Raw genomic sequence first — 20,133 nt, 5'->3', positions numbered from 1 at the left:
GTATAGCTAAGATTTCACCTACAATTATTCCCCTTGTTCATGTCCAGCGCGATTAAGCAAAAATTGCGTTAACATGCTAACCGGGCGACCTGTAGAGCCTTTATCTTTGCCACCACTGCGCCATGCAGTACCTGCAACATCGAGATGTGCCCAATGATATTTCTTAGTAAAACGAGATAAGAAACATGCAGCAGTAATTGTGCCTGCTCCTTTACCGCCAAGATTTGTCATATCAGCAAACGGGCTTTCTAATTGCTCTTGATAATCGTCCCATAAAGGTAATCGCCATGCTCTATCACCACTTTGCTCTGAGGCGTTTAATAGTTCATGTGCTAATGGATTGTGAGTACTTAGTAACCCGGTAGCGTGTTTTCCTAAAGCAACAACACAAGCACCTGTTAATGTAGCAACATCAATTACCGCTTCTGGTTCAAATCGTTCAACATAAGTTAAGGCGTCACAAAGTACTAGTCGACCTTCAGCATCGGTGTTTAATACTTCAACCGTTTGTCCTGACATAGTCGTTAATATATCACCAGGACGATAAGCATTACTGCTAGGCATGTTTTCACAGCCAGCCAATACGCCGATCACTTTTATTGGTAAATCGAGCTCTGCTAACGCATGCATAGCACCTAAAACACCGGCGGCTCCGCCCATGTCATATTTCATTTCATCCATGCCAGCACCAGGTTTTAAGGAGATGCCACCACTGTCAAATGTTAATCCTTTACCCACTAATACTAATGGTTTTGAATCGTCATCAATACCGTTGTAAGTCATGATACTCATTAGTGATTCATTTTCTGAGCCACGACCAACGGCTAAATATGAGCCCATGCCTAAAGATTCCATTTCTTGCTCACCAATGATGGTGGTGGAAACTTTGTCATAATCATTAGCTAAAATTTTAGCTTGCTCAGCTAAATAAGCAGGATTACAAATATTTGGTGGCATATTAGCAACATTTTTACAGGTGGTTATACCTTCAGAAATAGCTAAAGCGTGTGCAATTGCACGTTCACCAATAGGTAATTCACGACGTGTAGGTACATTGAAAACAATTTTACGTAGTGGCCTACGTGGCTCTTCTTTACGTGTTTTTAAACTATTAAAACTGTATAAACCGTCTTGAGTTGCTTCAACCGCTTGACGTACTTTCCAGTATGTATCACGACCTTTAACATGCAGCTCAGATAAAAAACATACTGCTTCCATTGAACCCGTTTCATTTAAGGTATTAATGGTTTTGTTAATGATTTGTCGGTACTGACGTTCATCTAACTCGCGCTCTTTACCGCAGCCAACAAGTAATACACGCTCGCTTAAAATATTTGGAACATGATGTAATAGTAACATCTGTCCTGATTTGCCTTCTAAATCACCTTTGCGTAAAAGGTTGCTGATGTAGCCTTCACTGATTTCATCAAGTTGCTCTGCAGTGGCACTGAGACGGCGGGGTTCAAACACACCAACAACAATACATGCACTACGTTGTTTTTCTGGGCTACCGCTTTTTATACTGAACTCCATGAGTTCTCCTTTTAACATTTATTCTGCTATAACTTGCTAAAATCAGTAAAAAATAGCATTGTTGACTATTCAACTGATAGCGCTAGGGGCTATAATTATAGCCGCATTAATTAAATTAATATAATAGTCGACTATATAGTTTAGTTATGAAAACGGCAAGTTTACTAGAAAAACTAGCTGATTGTCAGAAAAAACACAGTTTTTATGGGATCTTTTTGTGATCATCTTTCGTTATTTATTAAAAGAAGTGGCTAAAACACAGCTAGCAGTATTCTTAGTGTTAATGACCATTTTTATCAGTCAAAAGTTTGTACGTGTTTTAGGTGATGCTTCTGAAGGCAGCATACCTGGGCAGATGGTTATGATCTTTATTGGCCTTAAGATTCCTGATTTAGCAGGTATGATGCTACCACTGAGTTTATTTCTAGGTGTGTTGTTAGCTTATGGCCGTATCTATGCTGATAATGAAATGACAGTATTGCATGCTTGTGGTGTTAGTGAGTGGTACGTGGTGAGAGTGACCTTGGTATTAGCCGTTATTACCGCTATATTTACCGGTATTTTTACTTTATATTTAGCGCCCATGGCGTCTGAATATCAATATCAAGTTAAAGATGAGTTAGCAGCTGATTCTGGTTTAAGCGCTTTAGTTGCTGGCCGTTTTCAAAAAACTGGCAATAATAAAGCGGTGATATTTATTCACGATAAGCACCGAGAAGATAATGGTTTTGATAAGGTATTTGTGGCGCAGTTGCCAGATGAAAACAATCTTGAAGACAGTATTATCAATGCGAGTTTAGTCTATGCCAAGCAAGGGCAGGTATTTGAAGAAGAAGCTGGCTCACAACGATTAGTACTTACCGATGGTACTCGTTATCATAGTGATGCAGAAAATGGTGAATTTCAATCAGTAGCTTTTGACAAATATTATATACAAATTCAAGATCAAGAAGTTGAACAAAAACATAGAAAACTCAGTGCGCTACCAACTTCACAATTATTTTCTGCTCAAGACCCTGAACTTAGAGCTGAATATGGCGCAACAATTCAATGGCGTATTGCTTTCCCGATTGCTTGTATTATTTTAACCTTTATTGCTGTGCCTTTAAGTGTAGTAAACCCTAGGCAAGGTAAATTCGCTAAAATGTTACCGGCATTAATGTTATTCCTCGGTTATTTCTTATTATTGACAGCAATGCGTTCAGGTGTTGAACGCCAAGCATTACCGGTAAATATCGGACTTTGGCCGATTCATTTAAGTGCATTATTTTTAGGTATCACATTGCTGATGAAAGAGCGTAGTAGTGGCCGAAAGATTAAAGCAAAATTGCCTAACTTTAGCCGTGCTAACTCCAGTAATCAAAACCAGTCTGGAGGCAAAGCATAATGAAAATTTTAGATGCTTATATTGGCCGTATCATTGCCTCAACCACTTTTTTAACTTTAGCGGTTTTTGTTAGCGTAAGTGGCATTATTAAGTTTGTTGAACAAATGCGTGCTGTTGGTCGTGGTAATTATGATTTAGCCCATGCGGCACTATATGTTCTTTATGCTATACCTAGAGATATCGAAGTTTTTTTTCCTATGTCAGCGCTCATTGGCGGCTTAATAGGTATCGGTATGTTAGCGAGCAATAGTGAGTTGGTGGTTATGCAAGCTGCTGGTTTATCTCGATTAGATATTATTAAGTCGGTGATGAAAACCGCTATAGTTCTAGTCATAGTTTCGATGGCTGTTGGTGAGTGGTTAGCACCGAGTGGAGAAGCGAGAGCCAGAGAAATTCGTGCTCAAGCTATTTCAGGTGGTAGTTTAATTTCAGCTAAAAATGGTGTTTGGGCTAAAGATGGTGCTTACTTTGTAAATATTGGCGAAGTGCTAGAGCAAGGGCAACTAAAAAAGATTCAAATTTATCGTTTTAATCAAGAGTTAAAATTAGATAGTTGGTTAAGTGCTGAAAGCGCCAGTTATCAAGATAACTTATGGGTATTATCAAATGTGGTAAATACTCAGCTTAGTGATGATTTAATTACCACCAGCAAAGCAGAGACTCAAATTTGGCAATCATCACTCACACCTAAAAAGCTCGGTGTAGTGACGGTAACACCTGAGTCACTATCTATCCGTGGTTTAATTGATTACTTAGACTACCTAGAAGCAAATGCTCAAGATCAAAGTCGTTATCAATTAGCTTTTTGGCGAAAGATAATGCAGCCCATCACATTAGCTGTGATGTTATTAGTAGCACTATCTTTTATTTTTGGACCATTGCGCTCTGTGTCTATGGGAGCTCGTATTATGATGGGCGTAGTGACAGGAATTCTGTTCTTTGTTACTAACGAAGTACTTGGCTCTTTAAGCTTGGTTTATCAGTTCCCACCGTTAATTGGCGCTATATCACCTAGTATCTTATTTATCAGTGTTTCTTGGTATTTTATGAGTAAGAACGTAACCTAAAAGTAGCTAAATGAATATAAGTGGTGTGTGGATAACCAACGCCACTTTTTATCTCTAAGACTTTTAAATTCAACTCGCTTATAATCGACCTTTGTTTTCCGCCAAAGAAAGCACAACAACTTCGGTATGCGTTAACCTGTCTTGTAGGCTCAGTTTGTGTTTTCTATCAAAAATAACGGTTAAATTACCTAAACCAAGTAAGGTGGGTAATAAACGCTTTATTCCTGTTATTTTATTTATACGTGTACCATCTTGGTTTTGCAGCCTTAAACGCCATGCTCTCATACCTAAGGTTTGGCCGCTTTTCGACCAAAAGTAGACAAAGAAAAAACTCACCCAAGCGGTATTCCACCCGTAAATTAATATGCTGTAAATAACGGACGAACGTTGTAAATCAATAACATGTTCAAAGCCTTGCATACCAATCACGCCAAATTTAATTAGCAGATTAAATATCAAAAAAGAGACAGCTCCGGCAAGCATATAAACCGCAATACCAATGAGGACATCATAAACCCAAGAGCCAAAACGACGCCTAAAACCAGCGCGAGGAAAATGTTCAATAGAAGAGGAAGACATTAGATACCAGAGGAAATTTTTTGTATAGTCTATCAAAAGCTATATAAAAAGATAAGCACAGCTTACTATTTGAAATAAAGAAGACAGCATGTTTGATATAAATAGATTAAGCACAATACAGGTACATTAATGGATAAATCTTTTTTACAACATGGCCATTGCCATATTACCTGCGATGGAAATATTATCTTAATGGATGCAGAAGGGCCTTGGAACGATGAATTCTTTATCGAAATGCATCAAAAGCTACTCGCAGTTATTGAGCAAATTGATATAAATAATTATGCCATTTTAGTGACACTAATTGGAGAGACTATTGCTACACGCGAAAGTTTAAAAACTCACGAATCTTATGTGCAATCAGGTAACGCTAGAGCAATTGCTTTTAATTTATCCTCATGTGACACGCCATTAAACACCGAAATGATGTTTGCAAAAATTTATAACAAGAATAACCTTCGTAATAAGTTTTTTTACGACAATGAAAGTGCTAAAAAGTGGCTTAAAGCGTTTCTCGACTAAACAATATAAACCTTTAGTGGTGGAATTACGTGCAACCACTGTTTGTAATAAAGAAAACAGTTGCTATGCATTATTTTTTTCGTATAATGCCAACACTTCTTTTAGCTCAGTGCTAACAGAGAAGTCATTGTGTTGCCGGAGTGGTGGAATTGGTAGACACGACGGATTCAAAATCCGTTGCCTTCGGGCGTGACGGTTCAAGTCCGTCTTCCGGTACCAAATTATTACAGCCCTTATTGGTCGAGGGCTGAAATGATTATTATTAGAACATTTAGTCTCAAAAATTGCGGTTATTTCTAACTATATATGTGCAAATATGTGCATTAAGGAAATAACATGGCATCTATCCAAGTATTAACTCGTCAATCTGGCAAGCGTTATCGCGTGCAATTCATGAAAAATGGAAAGCGCATAGGTAAGGTATTCTGTCGTAAAAAAGAAGCTGAATTATATATAGCGCAACTAACAGTTAATGATCAATTGGCTGATAATTTGACTGATAATGTTTTAACATCCCTAACAATCCAGCAAGCAATTAAAGAATATTTAAAACAGTACTCTGGTAAATGTTCCAGTATGAAACAAAGGCTAGGCTTTTGGTCTGATGCATACGGTGACACTTTAATTGGTAAATTTAATCGTACACACATTAAGCAAGGTATGGCTACCTTAAATACTGATGGTTACGCTCCTGCTACATTAAATCGATTCAAAGCTGCCATAAGTGCAGTATTCACATATTTAGCTGATGAATATGAAATAACTCAAAACCCTGCAAGACAAGTTAAACAACAAAAGGAAGATAATGCTCGTTGTCGTTACCTTTCTGACGAAGAACGTATTATTTTATTGGAAGTCGTGAAAAAATCCTATTGGGATAAACTTTACTTATTAGTGTTATTGGCTATCACGACAGGTGCAAGGCGAGGTGATTTAATTAAACTTAAGTGGTCAGATATTAATTTTATTGCCAAAACCGCCTCTGTAGGTATAACTAAAAACGGTGAACCAAGAATACTCCCATTAACTAATGATGTTTTAAATGAGTTGTCAAAATATCGTGAAATTGGTGGAGGATTTGTCTTCAATCATCCATCTAAATTTAATGAATATTTCAGAAACTTTGATTGTCATTGGCGTACAGCTTTAAAAGAAGCCAAGATAGACAATTTTAAGTTTCATGACTTACGACATACAGCTGCAAGCTATCTAGCAATGGCTAATATACAAATAGGTCAAATTGCGGATATATTAGGACATAAAACATTAGATGTGACCAAGAGATATATCCATTTATCGACAGGCCACAAAGCAAATGTTATTAACGATGTAATGGGAGGGATACGTTAGTGCATAGAATAAAAATTAAAGATTTATATGATAGCAATGAAGTTGAAATCGAGAAGTTAAATAAATACAAAGAGACGTTGCTCATTGACGTTTGTTCTAAAGTTTTAACGGGAAGTGAAACCGATGCAAGAAAAGAGCTATATATTTCACTAGAGGAAGACGTTTTTCTCTGGTTAAATGAACTTTTGCAGATGAGAAAACCATTTAAAAGAAATGCTCAAAACAAAAATTTGTCTCCGGAATATATTAGGCTGCTTTATTGTTACAGAAAACATACCTCGGTAAAACAAACCGCAAAAGTATTTTCTATAAATGAAAGACATGTACAAAGGATAGTTAAATTATTTGATCCTGAAGGTAAAAGTCATATCAAGCACCTTGAAAACTCAATAGACAAACTATGTATAAGTTTAAAAGAAGAAGACAAGGTTGTCATGAAATCCTTAAAAGATTCGCTGGAATTAACATATAAGAATGCTAAGAATGAAATTGACGGTCACATTAAATGGTTTGAGAGCATAACCAAGCTTTCTGATGAGCAAGCCCGAGAGTTGATTCCTAGATATCGACATAGTCGATTCACGGAGTCCATCGAGATTCTTGATCATAAGGTGAAAGTAATCGCTAAGACGGAGTCAGAATGGATAAATAATGTTATTGAGTCTAATACACCTATTTTTTATAACTGTGATGCAGAAAGCGTAAGGCAAATAAAAGCAATGGTGAAGTATTTGGAAATCGAAATGCCAACTCTATTATCCTGACTGAGTTGAGTAGATTTTCTGACATTTGAATCACACTTCAAATGTCATCTTTTTAAAATATAATTTATGTTTATTATGAAGTCTCAACCAGAATACACCGTAATTACTGAGACTAAACTAATGACCAACAATATAGATACAACCTTAATCCCCCTCATAATTCAGCTTGATAGCTGGATACCTAGTAGTGAATTGGCAAAGCAATATAGTCAGTTCACTCACTCGCAAATTAAACACCTGCTTTGGCGGAGAGCCGAAGATCCTGTTTTAAATAGCTGCTGTAAGCTCATTGGTAAGCGCTTATATATCAATGTGCCAATGTTTTGTCTATGGATGGCAAATGAACTTCCTGCTCAAAAGGAGGTTCACTAATGCCTTCTATAGTTATTTCCGCAAATACGATGGAAGGTATCGTTGAAGTAATTAGAGAAATGGCTGCTTTGAATGATACTGAGCTACTAAAGCTGCTTACTGAAACTCTAAACGCTACTGTGAACTCTCATAGCGAAAGCGACTTACATAAAATATTTAATGAATTGACAGGATCATAATTATGAACATAACACAACGTAACAAAAACTTTAGAAAAAATAATTTAATTCAAGCTTACTTGGAGTCAGCTACAGGAAAGCAACTTACTGAGTGTAAAAGTGAAAACCTTGCTTTAAAGTCATTTAGAGAGGACTTTACTGAAGTAGAACTTGACCTAATGGAAGCAGCAATTAAAAAACCAAAAGAACACTTCAAAATTACAAAAATTGAAGATTTAGGTACTGTTGGCTTTGCTTTAGCCGCACATGATGGTCGTGAGTACGTAATACAATCTAAAGAAGATATATCACGTCAAAAAGCTCAAGAAAATTACGAGTTAAAGAAAGAGAAAGCTTCTAAAAAGTGGTCTGAATATACCAATACTGAAGATTATTTAATTCGTACTCAACTGCAAGGTTTAGAGCCGAAATTACGTAAACAACTTGAGCTTCAAGCTTATTTAATAGGTCGAGCTATTAGAGGGGAATCAATTACAGATCATAAAACTAAAGAATACGATGAATTTCTTGATGAAGCTTAATTAGATATTTCAGCCGAAAAAAAAGCACCTGTTTCAGAGGTGCTTTTTTATTCTTTGATTTCATTAAAAATTGACACGTACCAATAGCGCAATAAAGGCATCATCTCATGAGTACCGCAGAAGATCAATTACTAAAAGACTTTAAAAACAATGTGTTGCTAAGGTTTTTATATAATACTAAAGAAAACATTCCTTTTAGGGCTATCAATAGCCACACCAGTCAAATACAGTGTATTAATGGCGATTTAAACCAAGTTTTTTCTGAATTAAAAACATTAAATAACGCAGGGTTCAGTATTTTTACTACAATCAATAAAACAAATGGGTTAGGCGTAAAAAATGTAAACATAACAGCGATACGCTCACTATTTATAGACCTTGACGATAGTAGTGCTGATAATGCACAAGTCATCAAAAATTTGCCTGTACAACCCTCTATAGTCGTTGAAACTAGTTGCAATAAGTTTCATGTCTATTGGTTTCTAAATGAGCCTGATAGCCGTATTGAGCTATTCAAGCCTTTACAAAGGCAACTTGCTGAAAAGTTTAACTCTGATAAAAGTGTATGCGATTTAGCGCGTGTTATGAGGGTACCTGACTTTTACCATTTAAAAAATTCAACTAATCCATTTATGTCTAAAGTAATCAAAGATAATAATATTAAATATTCACTTGATGATTTAGTACTAAAGTTAGGTTTGAATCCAACTAGTTATACTAAAAGACCTGTACCAGCTATCACTGGTAAAAAACATGCTTGCGATGATTCATCTTTCACTAGAAAAATATTGATAGATTTCATTAATAAGACTAGTAGCGAAAATATTCCTACTAGCGGTGTAAACGGGAATACTAAATTAACACAATATTTCGCTCCCAAAGCTAGAGATTATGGTTTACCACTAGGTGTGGCTCAGGAGGTACTTTGGGAGCACTTAAATCCAAGATGTAATCCGCCATGGGCTGCTCATGAACAACTACAATTTTATAAATTTATAGCTGATGGTTATGCTCTTTGTAAAAGTGACTTCGGTTGTAAGTCAGCTCTATACTCATTTCAAGGTAGACCTGTACCTGAGCCTACAGGAGGCTGGGATTCTGATGCCAAACGTGCACAAGTTAATATTCAACCTCCATACATATCAAAAGCTCCTTGCATCCCATTAATCGGTTTAAAGCAATTTACACTGAACGGTGCAAGTAAAAGTATGAAAAAGCAGATGCTTGAAGATAAGTTTGTACTTAAAGATATTGCAGTCCTCGGTCAACTAACTGTTTTATATGCCGCACCGAACACTGGGAAAACATTAATAACAATAAAGTTATTAATAGAGGCTGTTCAGTCAGGTGAAATTAATGGTGAAGATATTTCTTATATTAATGCTGATGATAGTTTTAATGCAGCAGTATTTAAATTGAGTATATTTGAAAAGTACGGAATTGACATGATTCTACCTGATGTTGTTAAAGCTGATTATCTTGAAAACAAAATGGCACAAGACATTCCTCGGTTTAAAACATCAAGACTTACTGAGTATCTTGAGTCGATGATAGAAAATAATTGTGCAAAAAACCAAATCATCATTTTAGACACATTAAAAAAATTTACTGATTTAATGGATAAGAAAGGAAGTAGTGAGTTCTCTAAAGTATTAAGGCGTTTTTCGACTAGTGGCGGGACAGTTATAGCTCTAGCACATGTTAACAAACAAAATGATAATAATGGTCGAAAAGTACATGCAGGCACAACAGATATACTTGATGATTTTGACTGTGCATATGTTATCGAAAGTGATGGTGAAACTGATTCTGTAAGAAAGGTTAAATTTATTAATAATAAAGCCAGAGGGAATGTAAAAAAAGAAGTGTTTTTCACATACTCTATTGAAGACAATATTAATTATGAAGATTTATTAAATTCTGTTAAATGTGTGGATAATCCTTCTCATGCAGTAATTCAGGATAAAAATAATATTATTATCAATAAAGCTCATGATTTAATTCAGCAAAATATCAAAAAGAAAACAGAGTTAATAAATGAATTACACTCAGCATTAAAGCCACGTTTTAGTAAAAGTTATATTACTTCACTGTTAAAACAAAAAGAAGGAAAAGAATGGTCGGTAGAGGTCTGTAAGAATAATGCTAATTTATACCATTCAATCCACAATGGTTAGTTTCACAAATGGGGAGTAAAAAACTAATAAACTAGGAAACCCAGTATTTATAAGGGGTATATATAATAAACCAGTTAGTAGTTATTACTAAACTAATAAGCCACATTGGTTAATTGATTCTTAGTTTTCTAGTTTTCTAGTTTTTTAACTACCATAGGTTAAATATGTTTTAATTGATAATGATGTAAATATTAATTATAGTTTAGTTGTGCTTTTTGGTAGCCTGCTCACTCGTGCAAAGATTTCATCAACCAATACCGATAATATAAAACCTATATCAAGATTATTATCTATTAAATGGTTACGAGTGCATGAAATTTTAGATAGTAATATTGATAAACTAACTAGGATTATATTATGCAAGCTATCCCATTCTTTAAACTCCAAGCAAAAAACCTACATAAAGACTATCAAACTCAGTTCTTACAATCTGAAGAAAATGAAATAGCTATATTTGGCTATAAGCCCAAGTACTTTGACATTGATGAAATAATTAATAGTTATGACTTGGTCGAAGTCGAATTAAAATGCTTTACCTTAATGAAAGCACAACATCTTTTTGCATTGTTGATGGGATTTGAAAAGTGGTCAAATTTAATAAATGCTTCAGAGAAACAACAAGAATTACTAATTTTATTATTTAAAAATAAGATGGATATTGAAGAATGGGGAGCATATGTTCGTGATATTGAAGTGACTAATAATACAATCTTTGAATTTGATGAACAGATAAAGTTATTAGAAGAGCACTTTATAGGTACAGACAGTGTTTTTAATATTCATTCTTCTAATTTGATACATGATTTTTAGCCTAAAGGGCTAGTATTAATAGTTGGTGAGTTAATAAGCCTTTCCAACTATTAAACATGTTTTTAGGTTTAAGGTCCTATAATTTATTTTTTCTAAAAAAGCGATATTCCGCGCAGAGCCGCACCCTTGAGATCCGGTGTCGCTGGGAAGTACCTTTTTGACTATTGCAACTAATGCCACATTCGAGACATTAGCATCAACATATTAGGATTGAATTTGGATTAGATTTTGTATCGATAACGCTTTGCTAAGTTGACAATAATGGTTGGCTATAATTGCGAAGCGATGGCCCACTATTATTTTTCTATTTGAGTAACTTGATACTAAGCTTGAATGCAATTTTAATTTAACAATAGACTGATATGATTTAGTTATCATAATAGATAATTTTAATTTTATCATGAAATACGACCTCTCCATCAGGCTTCGTTTCTAGTATAAATGGATACAATAAATTAGAAGCAACAACATCGATCGATTGTCTAGATATAGGAAGAAATCTGTCTATTTCTGATAATAGGTGATGCCCATCAGGAAGATCTATCATTAAGATCTTAGAAGCTTTATTTTGAAATTTAACTTTATTGTTATCCCTTCCTAACACGACAAAGAATTCCGCATTTTGGTTTATTTGTTTTAATAATTTGTCTTCTTTTCTTGGAATAGTATCTAAATATTCTAATTGTTCCATAATACAGGATTGTATCTCCTCAGAAGTAAGAATATATGTATCGCTTGAATTTAGTAGTGCGAGTTTATTTTCAATAAGAGAGAAAACAGCTTGTTCAGGTGGTTGCATGCCATCCATATGATGTGTGAGGATGCTAATAGCAAGTAATTTAACGCTACTGTTATAATTTCCCCATGCGTATTCTGCATGGCAATGAAACAAATCTCTTCTCACTTCAAGAAGGTGCTCGTGATGTGTGTTTAAATTCTTGCAAATCACCAATGGTACGTTATTGTAAACCTGTAAGTGATACTCGAAATTGGGTATTTCATCAAAATGTCTAGTGGCATTTGCAAAAACAAATGATGCTTGTTTAAGGAACTCTTTATTTCTAGACACTTCAACTTTAAGCATTCCATTTTCAATTTTATCGAGTATTACCTTCTTCTTTAACCCTTTAAATGCTTCATATTTTCTACTTTCTAAAATAGCGAAGTAGTACACTTCCCCACTTTTAGATGGATTGAGATGATTCACAATATCATGTGCAGTAAAAAAGTAACAAACATCTTCCCCATCTTCATCTTCGGTAAAAATAAAACAAAAAAAATCTTCGCGTGGTTCATTATCATCGGTGACATAGTGTGATTTTATTTCGACGCGATTTTGCCCTTCAAAGAACTTTGATTGAACAATACCTAAACTATCTATTTTCTTAGTGGACTGACGTAATTCTTGTAATGAGTTATGTCGTTTTTGTACTAAAAAATCTCCTCCATCTACATCAGCAGAGCGGTCTAAAACCCAAAATCTTTTTAATAAAACCGCTTCCGTTAATGCTTCCCCTAAACGACCATTTTCTTCTCTTTTAGCTAAATCTGACACATCAATACCTTTTTATGTAAAATATATTATTTATTAAAAATACTACTGTAACTTAAGATTGTTGAACCTATTTCAAATTTCGAAAAGTGGATGAGATTTCTAACCAACACCTCATTCAGAGGCAAATAATTGCTGGTTAAAATAGTGACGCAGGAGCAAGGCTAACTGTTATTTGCCCTGGTAGATGACTTGCTCTGATTGCATGCGGATGATTCTATTTGTTTTTTGTTGTGAACGCTCTGTTTTTTATAGAATTTTGATTTCTTAGTAACATCACATAACTTTTCAGAATCGATTGAATTTTTCGTGAAGTATGAGGGTACAACCATATTCATTTGCAAAGCTGAAAAATAAATAATAAGCGAACAAACGAAAGAAATACAAAAAGGTTTAATTCCTTTTTTACTTTTACAGAAAATAGTTAAAGGCAGTACATATATGTAAAAAAAAACTATTATAAAAATAATACTGTAAGTTTTTGTACTATCTAAAGATGCAAAGTATTCATCGAAGTTATCAGGATGGATGCCATGATTAAAGTATAAAGATAAAATATATGATAAGCCGTATAATGCAAGCACAACGGTTATAGAGTGAGTCCTTACAAAATGGAGAACTAATAGATATATACTGGCAAACGGTTTGTCGCGTTTATCTACCCATTTAAAGTAAGCCAAATAAAATAGACCTAGAAAAAAAGCAGGTACAAAAGAGTAATAAATAAATGATAAAACAACCCATTCAAAATTAAAAATTGAAGTAACGTCTCTGAAACTTAAATCAGTACCATTAGATGTTGTTAGTGCTATCAATATAGAAAAAACAGAAAAGGATAGCACCAAATCAACTAAAGCAAACCTTAAATCATTGTCCGCTACTTCCGATTTTCTTATCTTAGGCCAAATGATAAATTTAGATATTCTGAAAAAGTACTCTAAGAATGGGACTTTTTCTATTACTAGTTTAAATGGGATTAATGTGCTAATCATACTTTCCTTGTAAACCTAACTTCTTATTATGTAGCCGTTTCAGCATTGTCCGTCACATGAAGTTTATTAAATTCGTATTAATATCCCATAATTTCAAATCATTATAAACCAATAATCTGTTAATTATCATCAGAACGGAGATGTTAATATGAGACCTCATAATGCATTAGAAAATATATGGCCAAATATCTTAGACTTTCCCATTTCTGGAATTCACAGTAGTACTAGCAGTAATAGTGTGTAGTCATCAATTTTAAGTATTAACTTGATGGAATTATTTGTAGTATTAGGTTCATATATAACAGCGGAAGTAACTTATGAGTGTAATACAAGAAGCGAAGGATTTTATAATTAACAAAGTGTTTGAACCAGGGCTAAATTCCGATAAAGTTTCAGGAAAAATAAAGAATGTAATTAACAACCAACGGCCATGGGTAAATAGCTTTGCTAAGGTCGGAGACCTATATCAATACCTTGAACATACAGCCTCAAAAGATTATGAAAACGAAGCATATCAACAATTAACTGGGTTAGGACTTGATACTTATGAAAGCGTATTAGGTGAGTTTAGAAAGCGTTTTAATGTTCACTTAAATGATAAAACCTTAATTAAAGACTTCCATATAGATAATGAGTATTCAGCTAGAGAGTTATTATCACCTTTGGGTAAGTACGATACCCGTTTAGGTGGAATTCAGCTTAATAAAGTAAACGGCTTAGTTACTGAAATCGTTATTAAAGCAACTTTGAATAATGGGAAGTACCCTAATCAATGGTTATCTGAAAATAAATTACTAAAATACTATTTAAAAAGCATGAAGCAGAAAGTCGAGGGATTTGAAGAAAAACAGGATGTATTTAAAGAGTCATTCGAAGATAACACTGCAATAATCAATTCAGTCAACATCCCTATTTATACATTTGTAAGAAACACTGATAGCGGGCCATTTACCTACAAAGGTATTTTTAAGTCTTTAGGTCACATTACTGATACAGATGGGAAGATGTGGTTTCAATTAGCTGGCGCTGATACAGATGCTGCTATATCAGCTGTAAGCCACCAGAATAGCTTTCAAGATCAAGTAAAACAATCTTTAGCTGATTCGTCGGCAGAGCGAAAGAAGCGCCTTAAAAAGGCGGCTAAGAAGCCTAAACCAAATGCTAGGATAGTGACTGCAACTGTTTATGACCGTAACCCTGATGTAGTGGCATATGTACTGGAAAGGGCTAATGGTTATTGTGAGGCTGAAAATTGTAAACTACCTAATAATAAGGCGCCTTTTATACGTAGAAAAGATGATACGCCTTACTTAGAGGTTCACCATAAAATTAGGTTAGCCGATGGCGGTGATGATACGGTAGACAATGCAATAGCACTTTGTCCAAACTGCCATAGACAAGAACACTACGGATAATATTATTAAATTTAAAGTATAAGTATTTAGATACGAACCATTTGCAATTGATTTCTTTTTTGTCGTTATCTAAACCTTCTGAAGCGGACGTAAGGGTTAACGAGTTGCTAATGTCTCCAATGCGCACATAGTAGCTTTAAAACATGGCTAATTTTCATTTTTATATTGATTGTCTAATCATCATCTATTACAGATTTTATTTTAAAACTAACCGGATGATGATCTGAAAATCGAGCCCTAAATGGATTATGTTGATATGGTTCACCTGGGTATTCATGAGTGAAGTTTTCATACCAAGGTGCTTTCATCGCTGTAATTAGGTTTGTTACCGTAAAACCATACTCTATATCAATTTCTTGAGTGAAATTTTCTCTGTAAAGAACGTGATCAAATGGCTCAGGTCCATTCACATTGGTATTCGTGTTTAAACAATTTGAATTTAGTGTTTTAAATTCGCCTATATTCATTGTTGTTAATACATCACATTTATAAAGGTTCATATCACCAACAATAATAAAATCTTTTTCTTTCTCATCATGCTCATCTATCCAAGTATAGATAGACTCCAACTCATGCTTTCTTCTGGCTCTGCTTTTCGGTCCTGATAAAGGCATTAGGTGTACGGAAACCAGAACAAAGTCTGTTCCAGACTCGTTTATTACAAAAGGAAATGCGTATGGAACACGTTCAAAATCATCATGATTTGATCTATCACTTTCTAAGAAGCCACCAATTCCCGCTTCAAGAAGCTCCTTAGAAACAGAAACTTTTTGTTCTTTATAAAAAGCAACCCACCACTCTGTGGCTGAGGATGCTTTATGAATTTTATCACCAGTCCCAGTATCTTCTTCAGATAAGATATATGTAAAACCTCTGCCGGTCATTTCTTTGAAAAAAGCTAAGGCTTCTGGGTCTGCATTATATTTAGAGCCATCGGGGTATACTCCTTGAGTAGGAGGGGCAACTAGCTCTTGCACTAAAACTATATCACTATCCGCGACCACAGACGCTAGAGCTGAATTATCACGATTTTTACCGTTTCCCAAAAACTGGATATTAAAAGAAGTGATTTTAATTGAGTTTTTAGTTTTAGTGGTAATACAGCCAACATCATGACAATGATAAATACCGGTAGAGCGCTCAAGATGACCGCCATTACTATCTTTACCTCCTGGATGAGCCTCACAAACGAAAGAATAAAATAAAAGTAGTCCAATAATACCGTTAAAAAACATATTATTTATTTTAGTTAATGTTGACTGCATATCCTTCTCCATGGTGATTTATCACTGTTACTGATGAATTAAACTTAACTTCGTTGAAATATATTAACCGGTTGAGTAAGTTTGCATATTTCAACTATGTAACTAAGCTCCCCCTAAATCGGGCAAGCTTGGTCCTGACAAACACTCTTACAAGAAGATGTACGTGTTGATGAGTCCCATTCCCATACACAAGCAGGCTCAACTTGACAGTTTTCACTTAAGTTCCAATCAATAGGCTTTGACTCATTTTTAGTTAACCATTTGTTAGCGCAACTAAAATAGTTTTTACAAAAGAAATTAGTAGATGGTGCTTTTGGGGAAGGATGACCTCCCTCGAAAGTCTTATGGGTTGGGTTTTTCACTGTATTAGCATACGCTTTAGCTTTGCTTCCCCACAGAATAAAAGACATCGGCTGCTCAAAAGTATCAATATATTCCATTAAATGGCCTGTAAACCCCTCCCAAAGAGGAACATGTTTGGCTATTTTACAAAACTTACCAGGGGGACATGGGATAGTTAGTGCCATATTAAGAAGAAGAACGTTATTTCTTGCCCATTGAGAAGCATCTCCATCGGATAAACTTGTACACACTTTTTCATTATTGGCTTCTAAAAATACACGTTGCACTGAAGCAACTTTAGATGTTGGCGTCCCCGAAGGTAATGAAAAAGATAAACCAGTTGCTAACCCTGGCTGTGGCGCAGGATCTTGCCCTAATATGACACCTTGTGCATTTTTAGGATTTACCATATATAACGCTTTAAAAGTCGATCCGATATCAGGGCTTATTTCCCATCCATCTTTCACTTCTGATGCTAGTTGTTCCGAAATGGTTTTTATTGATTCTTTCACTTGGGCAGAAGTAAAAAAGCTCTCCCATCCTTTTGGAATGCACTGGTAAGTAACATCATATAAAGTGTTATCTTCCCAGCTAAGGCTTTCTAATTGCTGACAATTAACAGCTTTAGCAAAAGTTTCTTGAGACTTATCTACTTCTTTTTGTGGTTGGCTTGTACACCCTGTTATCACGAGTACCGTGAGTAAGGTAATTGTATTTATTATTTTCATATTCCATCCTTAGTATTGTTTTAATATGAACGCTTTAAATGTAACTTTGTTATGAGGCGGCTCAGGGTTCTTTTTCTTCCAGTGTTTAGCGGCTAAGCGTAGGAATACATCATCAGGTAAATTTTGAACTAACATTGTCCCTGAACAAACCCATGCATCATTATATTTATCTCGATAATAGGAGTTAAATATAGCGCCATGACGTACCAGTCTTATATAGCCATCAGGTGAGTCAAATTCCCCATTACCCACATCTCTGCCATAACAATTATAAATGTTTGAAGAATAGGGCTCTCCCCATAAGCTATAGTCAGAGCTGGATGCTCCTGCTTTTTTGATGTCTTCACTTGATGAAATAAAGTTTGTGACGGACAAACCATTATTCCAACCACAACGAAAACCGTCATCTTCATCTCTTTCACTTGAGGCGTAAGGAGGTGCTCCATGCACATCGAATGTAAGGTTACATTGTTTATAGCTAGGATTAATCGATATTGCTGCTAATTCAAAGGTTGTACCTTGATGTGGATGTGCGACATTAAAGGCTACCTGTGCATCAAAATCACCATGAGTTGGAATTTTCATGACAGCTGCACCACCAGAATAATGACCTCCTTGTTTAATATCTATAATCAATGCATTTTTTATTTGAATCTTAGTGTCTTCATTATCATGAGAGTAACCAGTAGCCCATTGTGATGAGTTTATACTAGTACCTGAAAAGTTATCTTGAAAAATAGAACCTGGCGGAGTTCTTTGTTCGATGCTCGGTAATGCACCTTTACTAACGACTGAAGGGTTTGGTAGCTTCCAACCATTTAAGTCCTTTAAAGAATCACTGGATAAACAAAAAGGCATTGTTTCACTGCTTATATAAACAGCTTGAGATTGCTCTGACAATTTTTGTGCAAAAGCTGCTATTTCAGTTTCTGATAACTCCTTAAGCTGCTCATATAAAACAAATATTTCATTTGAAATAGATGGAACTGTTATGAGTGTTAAGAGCTCTTTGCTATCTAACGATGTAACATCTAAAACGCATGAGATGTGAGATAATTCTTGAATGGCTGAAATTTGATGTTGATTAGCGATTAACGTTATTTTATTTTCTAATCCAAATTGTTGAAGAGTTGGAATTAGGTGATTAACTATTTCAGCGTCTTCACTTAGCTTAAGTTGGATATTCGTTCTACGTCCAAAGGTTTGTAAAACTAAGGCTATATCGGGGTATGACAATTTCTGTCGTTGGTTAGGTGCTATCCAAGGAGTGTCTTCCCCTCTTGCTCCCGTTGGCTGTCCATCATTTAAAACAGTTGAACGCCAAGTTGCTCCGGCATCAAGCTTTTGTATTTCAGAAAATGAAGCTTCATTAATCTGAACCTCTTTACCCGTATAAGGGAGAAGTTGGCTAGAAGGAGCGCAAACAATTTTATTATCGTTCGTAAGAAATATATTTAAAGTTAGTCCGTCAATTCCTGTGCCTAATGCTGACCAAAAACTTTCAATCGTGCTATCTGGGGTAGCCCAACAATCGCCATTTAATGCTAAAACTTTATACATGTAATATCCTTATCTAAGTGAGTTAATCAATCATCCCTATGAAGCTCAAGAAACCATTCTATTATCATCGATACTCGAAAAGGGATTGATGAAGAATTTTGTTGAACTATATAAATCCAGTTTGTTAATGCCTCGGTATTACCTGGTGAATACACTACTAGTTCACCTGTTTCAATATATTGGCTCACACAATGATGAGGGAATACAGATAACCCCACACCTTTTTTAACCATTGTTATAGCACCTTCAATAACGTTGATCACTCCGGCATAATATAATGAACGTGCTTTAGTAAACTGCTCATCCGGTAGGAAATGTTTTAGCCATAAATTCACATATACATCCATACCTGGGTATGAAACATATTTTTCATGAATAACATTATCAATATTTAGGTTTGCGATAACTTCAGGAGAGCCAACCATGACATACTCTTCTTGGCAGAATGATTCATATTGTAATGCAGGGTTATTAATACGCTCCGTTACAAATCCAAAATCTGCTTGAGAGCCAAGTACCATTTCAAATACGTTGTCATTAGGCATCAATTCAACATTGAGTTCTATTTCAGGGTAGTCTTTTCGTTTGTCTAATATGATAGGGAAGTGAGGAGACAAAAGGCAGCTGGGGGGCATTGCATAACGCACCTTCCCCCGACAGCCTTTTTGTTCATTTTGTGCTTCTTCATATAATCTATCTAAAGAATCGAGGTGAATCTTGATGAGGTCTACAAATTGCTTGCCTATCTCGGTAAGCTCAACATCCTTTGAACTACGGACAAATAGTTGAACACCAAGTTGCTTTTCTAGTTCACTAACGTGACGGCTAATTCCACTTTGAGTTTTATAAATAGCATCAGCTGCGGCAGTAAAGCTTTTGTGCTCTGCAACAGCCAAAAAAGCAGGGAATACGCTAGGGTTAATATTCGAGAGTGGATTAACCTTCATGAGCAAGTAACAACCTTTCCTTATTATTAGTGACTTACTTGTAACATATATTTAGGCTGGTTTCATCCATG

General features: G+C 35.2%; 19 protein-coding genes and 1 tRNA gene. 12 read left to right on the top strand and 8 right to left on the bottom strand.

Translation table 11 applies throughout. From position 1 onward, the window contains the following. Positions 1 to 24: 24 nt before the first annotated feature. Positions 25 to 1,533, bottom strand: a complete 1,509-nt coding sequence (gene pepA / locus AC27IF_RS05825) for a leucyl aminopeptidase (protein WP_487052851.1) — start codon at positions 1,531 to 1,533, stop codon at positions 25 to 27. 217 nt (positions 1,534 to 1,750) lie between these two features. On the opposite strand from pepA, the gene lptF reads away from it, so the two are divergent. Both lptF and lptG read left to right on the top strand, forming a co-directional pair. Continuing rightward, positions 1,751 to 2,920, top strand: coding sequence for an LPS export ABC transporter permease LptF (gene lptF / locus AC27IF_RS05820; RefSeq protein ID WP_487052849.1), 1,170 nt, complete (start codon positions 1,751 to 1,753; stop codon positions 2,918 to 2,920). Then, positions 2,917 to 3,987 carry an LPS export ABC transporter permease LptG gene (gene lptG, locus AC27IF_RS05815; protein WP_487053323.1) on the top strand — a complete coding sequence of 357 codons (1,071 nt, stop codon included), beginning with the start codon at positions 2,917 to 2,919 and terminating at the stop codon, positions 3,985 to 3,987. The genes lptF and lptG overlap by 4 nt, the downstream gene beginning before the upstream one ends. 78 nt (positions 3,988 to 4,065) lie before the next feature. Here the strand turns inward: lptG and AC27IF_RS05810 are convergent, their stop codons facing one another. Further along, positions 4,066 to 4,566 carry an RDD family protein gene (locus AC27IF_RS05810; RefSeq protein WP_487052848.1) on the bottom strand — a complete coding sequence of 167 codons (501 nt, stop codon included), beginning with the start codon at positions 4,564 to 4,566 and terminating at the stop codon, positions 4,066 to 4,068. Between the two features lie 129 nt (positions 4,567 to 4,695). On the opposite strand from AC27IF_RS05810, the gene AC27IF_RS05805 reads away from it, so the two are divergent. The 9 genes from AC27IF_RS05805 to AC27IF_RS05765 all read left to right on the top strand — a co-directional run bounded on the left by AC27IF_RS05805 (position 4,696) and on the right by AC27IF_RS05765 (position 11,261). Next, the gene (locus AC27IF_RS05805) at positions 4,696 to 5,088 is read left to right on the top strand and encodes a hypothetical protein (protein WP_487052846.1); all 393 of its coding nucleotides are present in this window, start codon (positions 4,696 to 4,698) and stop codon (positions 5,086 to 5,088) included. 134 nt (positions 5,089 to 5,222) lie between these two features. Next, positions 5,223 to 5,307: transfer RNA gene (locus AC27IF_RS05800), tRNA-Leu, on the top strand. A 117-nt stretch (positions 5,308 to 5,424) separates the two neighbouring features. Beyond that, positions 5,425 to 6,438, top strand: coding sequence for a tyrosine-type recombinase/integrase (locus AC27IF_RS05795; protein ID WP_487052844.1), 1,014 nt, complete (start codon positions 5,425 to 5,427; stop codon positions 6,436 to 6,438). Further along, positions 6,438 to 7,202: a hypothetical protein gene (locus tag AC27IF_RS05790; protein WP_487052842.1), complete on the top strand. Its 765-nt coding sequence runs from the start codon at positions 6,438 to 6,440 to the stop codon at positions 7,200 to 7,202. The genes AC27IF_RS05795 and AC27IF_RS05790 overlap by 1 nt, the downstream gene beginning before the upstream one ends. A 75-nt stretch (positions 7,203 to 7,277) precedes the next feature. Beyond that, on the top strand, positions 7,278 to 7,574 hold the full coding sequence (locus tag AC27IF_RS05785) for a hypothetical protein (protein ID WP_487052840.1): 297 nt from the start codon (positions 7,278 to 7,280) through the stop codon (positions 7,572 to 7,574). After that, positions 7,574 to 7,753, top strand: a complete 180-nt coding sequence (locus AC27IF_RS05780) for a hypothetical protein (protein ID WP_487052839.1) — start codon at positions 7,574 to 7,576, stop codon at positions 7,751 to 7,753. The genes AC27IF_RS05785 and AC27IF_RS05780 overlap by 1 nt, the downstream gene beginning before the upstream one ends. 2 nt (positions 7,754 to 7,755) lie before the next feature. After that, positions 7,756 to 8,274, top strand: coding sequence for a hypothetical protein (locus tag AC27IF_RS05775; protein WP_487052837.1), 519 nt, complete (start codon positions 7,756 to 7,758; stop codon positions 8,272 to 8,274). Between the two features lie 107 nt (positions 8,275 to 8,381). Further along, positions 8,382 to 10,451 (top strand): DNA-primase RepB domain-containing protein, encoded by a 2,070-nt coding sequence (locus AC27IF_RS05770; protein WP_487052836.1) that lies wholly within the window; start codon positions 8,382 to 8,384, stop codon positions 10,449 to 10,451. A gap of 357 nt (positions 10,452 to 10,808) precedes the next feature. Continuing rightward, positions 10,809 to 11,261 (top strand): hypothetical protein, encoded by a 453-nt coding sequence (locus AC27IF_RS05765; protein WP_487052834.1) that lies wholly within the window; start codon positions 10,809 to 10,811, stop codon positions 11,259 to 11,261. A gap of 367 nt (positions 11,262 to 11,628) precedes the next feature. Here AC27IF_RS05765 and AC27IF_RS05760 read toward each other — a convergent pair whose 3' ends face one another. Then, entirely contained in the window at positions 11,629 to 12,816 is a 1,188-nt protein-coding gene (locus tag AC27IF_RS05760; protein WP_487052833.1) for a hypothetical protein, read from the bottom strand. Positions 12,817 to 12,977: 161 nt separating this feature from the next. Then, the gene (locus AC27IF_RS05755; RefSeq protein ID WP_487052831.1) at positions 12,978 to 13,805 is read right to left on the bottom strand and encodes a hypothetical protein; all 828 of its coding nucleotides are present in this window, start codon (positions 13,803 to 13,805) and stop codon (positions 12,978 to 12,980) included. Positions 13,806 to 14,122: 317 nt separating this feature from the next. Here AC27IF_RS05755 and AC27IF_RS05750 point away from each other — a divergent pair, with 317 nt between their 5' ends. Then, positions 14,123 to 15,220, top strand: a complete 1,098-nt coding sequence (locus AC27IF_RS05750) for an HNH endonuclease (RefSeq protein ID WP_487052830.1) — start codon at positions 14,123 to 14,125, stop codon at positions 15,218 to 15,220. 173 nt (positions 15,221 to 15,393) lie between these two features. On the opposite strand, the gene AC27IF_RS05745 is transcribed toward AC27IF_RS05750, so the two are convergent. The 4 genes from AC27IF_RS05745 to AC27IF_RS05730 form a co-directional block, all read right to left on the bottom strand. Further along, positions 15,394 to 16,485 carry a YHYH domain-containing protein gene (locus tag AC27IF_RS05745; RefSeq protein ID WP_487052829.1) on the bottom strand — a complete coding sequence of 364 codons (1,092 nt, stop codon included), beginning with the start codon at positions 16,483 to 16,485 and terminating at the stop codon, positions 15,394 to 15,396. A 113-nt stretch (positions 16,486 to 16,598) separates the two neighbouring features. Continuing rightward, on the bottom strand, positions 16,599 to 17,555 hold the full coding sequence (locus AC27IF_RS05740) for a uracil-DNA glycosylase (protein ID WP_487052828.1): 957 nt from the start codon (positions 17,553 to 17,555) through the stop codon (positions 16,599 to 16,601). A 9-nt stretch (positions 17,556 to 17,564) separates the two neighbouring features. Next, complete coding sequence (locus tag AC27IF_RS05735) at positions 17,565 to 19,115, bottom strand: hypothetical protein (protein ID WP_487052827.1); 1,551 nt, start codon at positions 19,113 to 19,115, stop codon at positions 17,565 to 17,567. Between the two features lie 26 nt (positions 19,116 to 19,141). Further along, entirely contained in the window at positions 19,142 to 20,062 is a 921-nt protein-coding gene (locus tag AC27IF_RS05730) for a LysR family transcriptional regulator (RefSeq protein ID WP_487052826.1), read from the bottom strand. Positions 20,063 to 20,133: the final 71 nt, after the last annotated feature.

It is taken from the genome of Colwellia sp. KS18-150 (assembly GCF_057551365.1).
The sequence above is the reverse complement of the archived record's forward strand: the minus strand, read 5'-3'. Positions and strand labels throughout refer to the sequence as shown.

What these genes read in the sequence shown, in the direction of transcription:
- AC27IF_RS05745 (WP_487052829.1), bottom strand. Translation starts at nt 16,485, where the DNA reads ATGCAGTCAACATTAACTAAAATAAATAATATGTTTTTTAACGGTATT.
- AC27IF_RS05810 (WP_487052848.1), bottom strand. Translation starts at nt 4,566, where the DNA reads ATGTCTTCCTCTTCTATTGAACATTTTCCTCGCGCTGGTTTTAGGCGT.
- AC27IF_RS05765 (WP_487052834.1), top strand. Translation starts at nt 10,809, where the DNA reads ATGCAAGCTATCCCATTCTTTAAACTCCAAGCAAAAAACCTACATAAA.
- AC27IF_RS05730 (WP_487052826.1), bottom strand. Translation starts at nt 20,062, where the DNA reads ATGAAGGTTAATCCACTCTCGAATATTAACCCTAGCGTATTCCCTGCT.
- AC27IF_RS05805 (WP_487052846.1), top strand. Translation starts at nt 4,696, where the DNA reads ATGGATAAATCTTTTTTACAACATGGCCATTGCCATATTACCTGCGAT.
- AC27IF_RS05775 (WP_487052837.1), top strand. Translation starts at nt 7,756, where the DNA reads ATGAACATAACACAACGTAACAAAAACTTTAGAAAAAATAATTTAATT.
- AC27IF_RS05770 (WP_487052836.1), top strand. Translation starts at nt 8,382, where the DNA reads ATGAGTACCGCAGAAGATCAATTACTAAAAGACTTTAAAAACAATGTG.
- AC27IF_RS05785 (WP_487052840.1), top strand. Translation starts at nt 7,278, where the DNA reads ATGAAGTCTCAACCAGAATACACCGTAATTACTGAGACTAAACTAATG.
- pepA (WP_487052851.1), bottom strand. Translation starts at nt 1,533, where the DNA reads ATGGAGTTCAGTATAAAAAGCGGTAGCCCAGAAAAACAACGTAGTGCA.
- AC27IF_RS05755 (WP_487052831.1), bottom strand. Translation starts at nt 13,805, where the DNA reads ATGATTAGCACATTAATCCCATTTAAACTAGTAATAGAAAAAGTCCCA.
- AC27IF_RS05735 (WP_487052827.1), bottom strand. Translation starts at nt 19,115, where the DNA reads ATGTATAAAGTTTTAGCATTAAATGGCGATTGTTGGGCTACCCCAGAT.
- AC27IF_RS05795 (WP_487052844.1), top strand. Translation starts at nt 5,425, where the DNA reads ATGGCATCTATCCAAGTATTAACTCGTCAATCTGGCAAGCGTTATCGC.
- AC27IF_RS05780 (WP_487052839.1), top strand. Translation starts at nt 7,574, where the DNA reads ATGCCTTCTATAGTTATTTCCGCAAATACGATGGAAGGTATCGTTGAA.
- AC27IF_RS05750 (WP_487052830.1), top strand. Translation starts at nt 14,123, where the DNA reads ATGAGTGTAATACAAGAAGCGAAGGATTTTATAATTAACAAAGTGTTT.
- AC27IF_RS05740 (WP_487052828.1), bottom strand. Translation starts at nt 17,555, where the DNA reads ATGAAAATAATAAATACAATTACCTTACTCACGGTACTCGTGATAACA.